This window comes from Vibrio sp. N418 (assembly GCF_000222565.1).
Classification (GTDB): Bacteria; Pseudomonadota; Gammaproteobacteria; order Enterobacterales; family Vibrionaceae; genus Vibrio; species Vibrio scophthalmi.
The window spans coordinates 1-7,145 of the sequence record NZ_AFWD01000100.1; the positions used below are offsets into that span (position 1 = coordinate 1).

At 40.5% G+C, this 7,145-nt stretch carries 10 protein-coding genes; all 10 read right to left on the reverse strand.

Annotated features, from left to right (window positions below; genetic code table 11):
- Nucleotides 1-802: 802 nt before the first annotated feature.
- The gene (locus RH86_RS20790; protein ID WP_009388168.1) at nt 803-937 is read right to left on the reverse strand and encodes a hypothetical protein; all 135 of its coding nucleotides are present in this window, start codon (nt 935-937) and stop codon (nt 803-805) included.
- A gap of 343 nt (nt 938-1,280) precedes the next feature.
- Entirely contained in the window at nt 1,281-1,415 is a 135-nt protein-coding gene (locus tag RH86_RS20795; protein ID WP_009388169.1) for a hypothetical protein, read from the reverse strand.
- Nucleotides 1,416-1,631: 216 nt separating this feature from the next.
- Nucleotides 1,632-1,985 (reverse strand): DUF6404 family protein, encoded by a 354-nt coding sequence (locus RH86_RS19640; RefSeq protein ID WP_009388170.1) that lies wholly within the window; start codon nt 1,983-1,985, stop codon nt 1,632-1,634.
- Nucleotides 1,986-2,140: 155 nt separating this feature from the next.
- On the reverse strand, nt 2,141-2,443 hold the full coding sequence (locus RH86_RS19645; protein ID WP_009388171.1) for a hypothetical protein: 303 nt from the start codon (nt 2,441-2,443) through the stop codon (nt 2,141-2,143).
- 158 nt (nt 2,444-2,601) lie between these two features.
- A complete protein-coding gene (locus RH86_RS19650) occupies nt 2,602-3,288 on the reverse strand; it encodes a DUF4336 domain-containing protein (RefSeq protein ID WP_009388172.1) in 687 nt (228 codons plus the stop codon).
- 144 nt (nt 3,289-3,432) lie between these two features.
- A complete protein-coding gene (locus RH86_RS19655) occupies nt 3,433-4,215 on the reverse strand; it encodes a hypothetical protein (protein WP_009388210.1) in 783 nt (260 codons plus the stop codon).
- A 727-nt stretch (nt 4,216-4,942) separates the two neighbouring features.
- On the reverse strand, nt 4,943-5,371 hold the full coding sequence (locus RH86_RS19660) for a hypothetical protein (RefSeq protein ID WP_009388212.1): 429 nt from the start codon (nt 5,369-5,371) through the stop codon (nt 4,943-4,945).
- 135 nt (nt 5,372-5,506) lie between these two features.
- A complete protein-coding gene (locus tag RH86_RS19665) occupies nt 5,507-5,806 on the reverse strand; it encodes a hypothetical protein (RefSeq protein WP_009388213.1) in 300 nt (99 codons plus the stop codon).
- Between the two features lie 306 nt (nt 5,807-6,112).
- Nucleotides 6,113-6,640, reverse strand: coding sequence for a CbrC family protein (locus tag RH86_RS19670; protein WP_009388214.1), 528 nt, complete (start codon nt 6,638-6,640; stop codon nt 6,113-6,115).
- A 115-nt stretch (nt 6,641-6,755) separates the two neighbouring features.
- The gene (locus tag RH86_RS19675) at nt 6,756-7,127 is read right to left on the reverse strand and encodes a hypothetical protein (RefSeq protein ID WP_009388215.1); all 372 of its coding nucleotides are present in this window, start codon (nt 7,125-7,127) and stop codon (nt 6,756-6,758) included.
- Nucleotides 7,128-7,145 lie beyond the last annotated feature (18 nt).

Sequence of the window (7,145 nt, forward strand, 5' to 3'; positions counted from 1 at the left end):
ACCTTAAACCTTGCCACATTTAGCACTAAAGCTGACCTGAACTTAAATTGCCAAGCGTTGAGAATCCGTCTTAAATGCTTTGTTATGTTTTAGCACAATTCGTTGATTTACTTGGCAAAGAACTGAGATGCAGACTTAGATTTCTGAACCAAGTCACAAGCTAGAACTCACTTGACCGACAGATGCGCCAAACCCAAAACGAGTAAGCTCACTTCCCTGACAATGAGGCAACTCGATCAAGCCTCAACAAGCGCCCTTTCTTAGCAACAACAGCGCAGAACAATGGCGATTTGCCGAGACTACTGCCAAGGTTATTAGCTGATTGGGAAATATGCCCAAAGCGACTTTGAGCCAGAGAAACAAGGCGAGCAAACCACCCGAAAACTTGAATGAAGCAACCCGCGAACCTTGGCATGTTTTACGGGTTAAGAGATTTAAGAATGGATCGATAATAGTGATTTTCTGAGTCTATTCCCAACGAATCGCCAAAGGGGCAAAGAACGACTCAAAGGCATTTAAGCCATTGAAATATCATTAAAACATAACGCCGCGTTAAGTGGCGAGCAACGCCAACCACTTCACCTAAACCATTGTGACATAAACACTTAACCAGAAGAAAGCCGAAAGCGCCAAGCGTTGGGAGTCCGTCTTAAACGCTTTGTTATGCTTGTGCTATCAGCAGGCACAGTAAACAAATTTTCAAACCTCACGCTGCTCCAATATGGAGCAATACCGATTAGTCATTCATGCCCACATGGTAAAAATCACTCGTCATATGAAGTAAGGCTGTTGCCCAAAAACTCTATTTGCGATTTTCTTTACCATCCAAATACTCTGCATACTTTTTAGCAATTAGCTGATGTATATGAAGTCCTGTTTTACGTAAAAGATACCAATCTATCGCAGCTAAAACAGCTAAGCCTATTATAGTTCCCATGTAAAACTCTCCTTCACCATCAAGTCAAAAGTCTATCAAACCATTGATAAATTGCTCATATTTACGATTTTCAGAAAAAAGCATAACGCCGCGTTAAGTGGCGAGCAACGCCAAACACCTTAACTAAACCATTGTGACATAAACACTTAACCTGAAGAAAGCCGAAAGCGCCAAGCGTTGGGAGTCCGTCTTAAACGCTTTGTTATGCTTGTGCTATCAGCAGGCACAGTAGACAAACTTTCAAACTTCACATTGTTCCACTATGAAGCAATACCAATTTATCATTCATGCCCACACAGTAAAAATCACTGGTCATATAGAGTTAGGCTGTTGCCCAAAAACTCTATTTGCGATTTTCTTTGCTATCTAAATACTCTACATACTTTTTAGCAATTAGCTGATGTATATGAAGTCCTTTTTTACGAACAAGATACCAATCTATCGCAGCTAGAACAGCTAAGCCTATTATAGTTCCCATGTAAAACCCTCCTTCACCATCAAGTCACAAGTCTATCAAACCATTGATAAAGCGTTCATATTCACGATTTTCAGAAAAAAGCATAACGCCGTATTAAGAGGTGAGCGACGCCATACACCATAGCCTCGACAAACCACCTTAAACACTAAAGCTGAATTTAAACGAAATTCGCCAAGCGTTGCGAATCCTTCTTAAATACTTTGTTAGGTTTTGGGGCTATTCTCCCAAAGAACTCCACTCCGACAGGTTTAATTGCTTTCGTCTAACAAAATAAAATGTCGCCATGATTAGCCCAAACAAAACACCACCAATCAGAGACATATAGACAGCTTCGAGAACTGGCTTATCTGCTTTACTCCAAACAACAAACCAATTTAAAACACCCCAAACAGGAGCGAACATGATGGCTGAAATAACCCAGTTGTTCATGAAGGTCTGATAATAAGGCGGCGGGAAGTTAAGTCCCATTTTGCATAGTAACTTGGCTATTGGTGGATTGTAATTCGACTTCCAAACACCTTTATCATTGAGCTCTTTATATGCAAATTGGAGCTTCGTTTGATAATCCATGATACCCCCTCAATTCCATTTGACCGCGGAAAAACCTAACGCCGCGTTAAGTGGTGAGCAACGCTGACCACCTTACCTAAACCATTGTGACATAAACACTTAAACCGAAGAAAGCCGAAAACGCCGAGCGTTGGGAATCCGTCTTAAACGCTTTGTTATGTTTGTTCTACATTCACGCGATCACACCAATATTCTGAATAACTTTCGTTTACCCAACATTCAATACGTATTGTGCCAAACTCTTTATAAGTATTTAGTTCTTGGGAAATAGTTATGTGATCAGACGATAGTAAATCACTAACTGAGTCAGCTAAATCTTCAAATCCATAAAGCTCAACAGTTTGATTATTACTTCGGAGACTAAGCTTGAGAACTCCTTGTTCTTCGGTACGAACAGCGGTGAGGTTACCTATAAAATCAGGTCTAACACACTCAAATAGTTTCTTATAATCGCTCATTTTCCCTCCGAAAACATAACGCCGCGTTAAGTGGTGAGCAACGCCTACCACCCTACCTAAATCATTATGACATAAACACTTAAACCGAAGTAAATCGAAAACACTAAGCGTTGGGAATCCGTCTTAAACGCTTTGTTATGTGATTTTTTGCCGCGTGTTCATATAAGCCATTTAAAGGCACGTTCTAAAAACTTATTTGTATTTTCTTTGACGATTTCACCATGAGACATGACTAAAATTTGAGGTTTCCATGCCAGTAAACGCTCAAGGTGCCGACGAGCATCCGATTTACCGAACATAAAACTTAAGCGCCAGTCTAAAGGCATTTTTCCATTGGGAGCGAGAATACCGACACCTTTCGCAACAACTCTTTGCCAATAATTGAAATCATTACCTGAAAAGTTTTCAACTAAGTCTGTGACAATAAGTACACCAGAGTCTTTATGGAAAAACACGCATTCCTCCATCAATGGTGAACCTGAAAATAATTCTTGCTCGATATCTGCTCCCCAAGCCCAACTTTGTTGATGGTTCAAAGAACCATTAAAAGTGAGCTCATTGCGTTTTTTTATAACTTCATTTGTACCATAAACTTCCGCATTGGGATAAGCAGCCATCCACTCAGGCAAAAATAGATGGTGTAAGTGATTAGGCGCTATCAAATATCTCACATGACCTAGGCTACCGATTTGATCAATAATTGCTTCTGATAATTCAATCGGACTGTGAACCCAAAGTTCACCACTAGATAACCGAACAACCGTCATTCGAGTAGAAAAAGGTAGCCCTAGAAACTGCACCTGGCTACCGTTGAATATCCATACCTCGTGCGCTAATTTTTCCATATTGCCCCCAATCACATAACGCCCTGTTAAGGTGTGAGCAACGCAATACCAAAGCCGCCGCATACCACCTTAAACACTAAAATTAACGCATAGTAAAAATGCCACACATTGCGAATCACTCTTAAACAGTTTGTTATAAAACAATTAGTTAGAAAACGGCGTGTCATGGTGCTTAATATAAAAATCTGCATCTTCACTAACCAGATACGGAGTAACCTTAAAAAAGATACTTAGTGATTGAGCAAAGTAAAAATTGGCGATTCGGAGCCAAATGGCTACTGTTTTCCTATTTTGAATGGTGTCTGTGTACAAACCATCCAAATCCGTTAACCATAAAGCAGGAGGCATTGAATGAACGTATGTAGAGATATCAGCTAGAATCCCAGAAACAAAGTCCGTTTGCTCTCCACAAACGATCTCGATGCGCTGTCTTCGACTATGATAAAACACACTCTCACCACCCCTTAGTTTCTCCATATTACGAGTGTATAACGGTGAACTTTTAATCGCCTTCCAATACCAATCTTTACTATGTTTATAAAAAGGTTGGATTTTTTCCGCACTTATTGACCCTTGTATTTTTGAAATACGTCCAGATAAGTACATTCCTAAGATATTTCGATGTAGATTGAACATATCTTCATCTTTGCAATCAAGCATCATGCTCATGACATCATGTGTATCAATAATGTTTCTTACTAAGGTTGCTATGGAGCGTTTATCAAGAATGTCATTATTGACTTCAAACGGTGGCATTAATTTAAATAAAGACACCGCTGTAGATTGAAGTGTTGTGGCAAGAAACACTGCTGGCCAATCAGCAAACTTCCCATCATTAAAGTCCTTGTGAATTTCATAAATATAAGGTTCAAGGCAATTAACACCTTGAACAAGGGCTGAAACTTGAGGAGGTAAAATATCAGTCACGAGGACTCCTTGTTTTATAACGCCGCATTAAGTGGTGAACAACGCAACCACCATGCCTTAAACCTTGCCACATTTAGCACTGAAGCTGACCTAGGCTGAAACCGCCAAGCGTTGAGAATCCGTCTTAAATGCTTTGTTATGTTTTAGCACAATTCGTTGATTTACTTGGCAAAGAACTGGGATGCAGACCTAGATTTCTGAACCAAGTCACAAGCTCGAACTCACTTGACCGCCAGATGCGCCAAACCAGAAACGAGTAAGCCCACTTCCCTGATAATGAGGCAACTCAATCAAGGTTCAACAAGCGCCCTTTCTTAGCAACAACAGCGCAGAACAATGGTGATTTGCCGAGACAACTGCCAAGGTTATTGGCTGACTGGGAAATACCCCCAAAGCGACTTTGAGCCAGAGATACCCGACGACCAAACCACCCGAAAACTCGAATGAAGCAACCCGAGAACCTTGGCATGTTTTACGGGCTGAGGGATTTAAGAACTGAGCGATAATGGTGATTTGCTGAGTCTACTCCCAACGAGTAGCCTAAGGGGGAAAGAACGACACGAAGGCATTTAAGCCATTGAAATTCCATTAAAACATAACGCCGCGTTAAGTGGTGAGCAACGCATACCACCGCACTCAAACCATTGTGCCGTAAACACTAAAGCTGAATCAAACTAAAAATGCCAAGCGTTGGGAATCCGTCTTAAACGCTTTGTTATGTGAATTTTTATTGTGAGTTTAACAATGGAAAAGTTTTGTAAGCCCTAACATAGTTCAATAGCAACAAACGCTCCCAATACGCTACGTACGCTTGTCCCTCTACTTTATCTTTGCTGTTATTCCATTTGCTATCCGCCTTAATAACCCATAGTTTCTCTAAAGCACGATCACCTGATATTTTTCGATAGCGCTTTATTGCTTTATGACTTGAACTTAAGCGCCGATCAATATGGCTAGACATACCTATGTAGATAATGTCGCTTGGCATATTTTCAGGGGCAAATGGTTTTACTTTTTCTTCTGAGTCAAAAGTGGCAAGTAAATAGACCCCATAAATACCAAACTGTTGTGGTATATCTTGATGTTTCCAACTATTTGACAGGCTACTCCATGGCTTCCAATCCCCAAAATACAAACCTTCGAAATCATACTCCATTACGCCTCCATTCACATAACGCCGCGTTAAGTAGTGAGCAACGCCACCACGAAACCTAACCATACCACCTTAAACACAAAACCCAACGATAGCACTAAAAATGCCAAGCGTTGGGAATCTGTCTTAAACGCTTTGTTAGACGTGTTGGTTATTCTTTTTCAGAACAATGCGACGATTTAAACAACGATAACCTCTTGATGTATAACGAGCTTTGATGTCATGAAGATCATCGACATGACTTACCTCGTCAAGTTCAAAACGGAAGTCAGAAGCTTCAGCAAGAGCATTAAGTTCACGTTGGTGTTCTTCAGGGCGCTTCCATGTTGGGATGTCACGTTGAATTGCTTTAACTGTCATGCCCTCGAAATTTACATGAGTTGTAATAAAGAAAGTTTTAGTTTCTTCCGAGATAAAGATCCACGTTTTATAAGTCATAATTTGAACACCTTTGGGCTATGAAGATTAGGAAACAGCCCTTATGATACTTATGAACATTAAGAATGCAATGGTTTTTATGGTTTTTATGGTTTTTATGGTTTTTATGGTTTTAGCGTAACTCAAGGTATTGTGAGAGGAAACTATTTGGGAGTGACTTAAATATGGGAACGTCTAACGCTGCGTTAAGTGGTGAGCAACGCAGAGAACCTAACCTAAACCATTGTGACATAAACACTTAAACTGAAGTAAGCCGAAAACGCCATGCGTTGGGAATCCGTCTTAAACGCTTTGTTAACTGGCCAGTTACGTATAATCCATTGTGAGGACTATTTCCTGACATTCCGTACATTTGAATTTATATACCGATGGTTGCCCACCTTTTTCATAATGTTGGATTATCTTCGGCCAAACTTCAGGATCAACCATTTCTTTCGTCAGAAATGTATCTAACTCATCGCCAGCGAGACACTCTAAATCCTCTTTTTCAGCGTCACCGTGAAACTCACAGGCAGTTCCGCAATGAACTTGCCATATCTCCTGTTGCCACGAAGGATAACCAGGTGTCCTTTCACAGACTTCAACAACAACTGCAAGATCAACGCCCTCTTCAATCAAAGGGTAATCATCAGAAAATGAACCATTGTATTTTGTAGCAGCAGAACCATCCGCGATACACCACGGACAAATAGATTTCACATCTTGTGCTGTATAAAAACTTGAAGTGTAGATATACCCTTTAGCCTTGCTACAACATTCACAAATATCATCGCTTTTCTCAAAAACACCCGTCGCTATTGGGTCGGGATGATACTTAAATTTCGGGAGTTCCATTTTTCTACCATTGTAAGTTAACGCCGCATTAAGGTGTGACGCACGCTTGGCTATACTTGAGCGAAGCGAAAATGCCAAGCGTAAGGAATCACTCTTAAATGCTTTGTTAGGTGTTTTACGCGCTGTGCTCTCGGACGTAAATCTCAGAGCGTTCATTTATTTTACCGAGACGAACAAGTCTAGATGCAATAGACCCTTTCGTTCTTTTATGACTCAGTGACAATTCATCAACACTCATCCCCGAATCAAATCCTTGAGACAATTCTGCATCTTCTTCTACTTGCCACGGTTTTCCGGCATTCTCTGGCAATTCAGACTTACGTTTTTCAAGCTGAATCGACTTTTCAATACTCTGTTTAGCGATTAGTAAAGCTCGAATAACCTGAGGTTGATTAAAGCAACTCTCGTTAGAAAGCTCTTCACCAGTTTCTGGGTTAACTCCATCCGATAGTGCACTGATGACTTCCAGCGCTTTATTCATGTCCATAATATCTCCTTATAAACC

Coding starts and splice junctions, on each gene's coding strand:
- RH86_RS20790 (WP_009388168.1), bottom strand. CDS start 937: ATGGGAACTATAATAGGCTTAGCTGTTTTAGCTGCGATAGATTGGTAT.
- RH86_RS20795 (WP_009388169.1), bottom strand. CDS start 1,415: ATGGGAACTATAATAGGCTTAGCTGTTCTAGCTGCGATAGATTGGTAT.
- RH86_RS19640 (WP_009388170.1), bottom strand. CDS start 1,985: ATGGATTATCAAACGAAGCTCCAATTTGCATATAAAGAGCTCAATGAT.
- RH86_RS19645 (WP_009388171.1), bottom strand. CDS start 2,443: ATGAGCGATTATAAGAAACTATTTGAGTGTGTTAGACCTGATTTTATA.
- RH86_RS19650 (WP_009388172.1), bottom strand. CDS start 3,288: ATGGAAAAATTAGCGCACGAGGTATGGATATTCAACGGTAGCCAGGTG.
- RH86_RS19660 (WP_009388212.1), bottom strand. CDS start 5,371: ATGGAGTATGATTTCGAAGGTTTGTATTTTGGGGATTGGAAGCCATGG.
- RH86_RS19665 (WP_009388213.1), bottom strand. CDS start 5,806: ATGACTTATAAAACGTGGATCTTTATCTCGGAAGAAACTAAAACTTTC.
- RH86_RS19670 (WP_009388214.1), bottom strand. CDS start 6,640: ATGGAACTCCCGAAATTTAAGTATCATCCCGACCCAATAGCGACGGGT.
- RH86_RS19675 (WP_009388215.1), bottom strand. CDS start 7,127: ATGGACATGAATAAAGCGCTGGAAGTCATCAGTGCACTATCGGATGGA.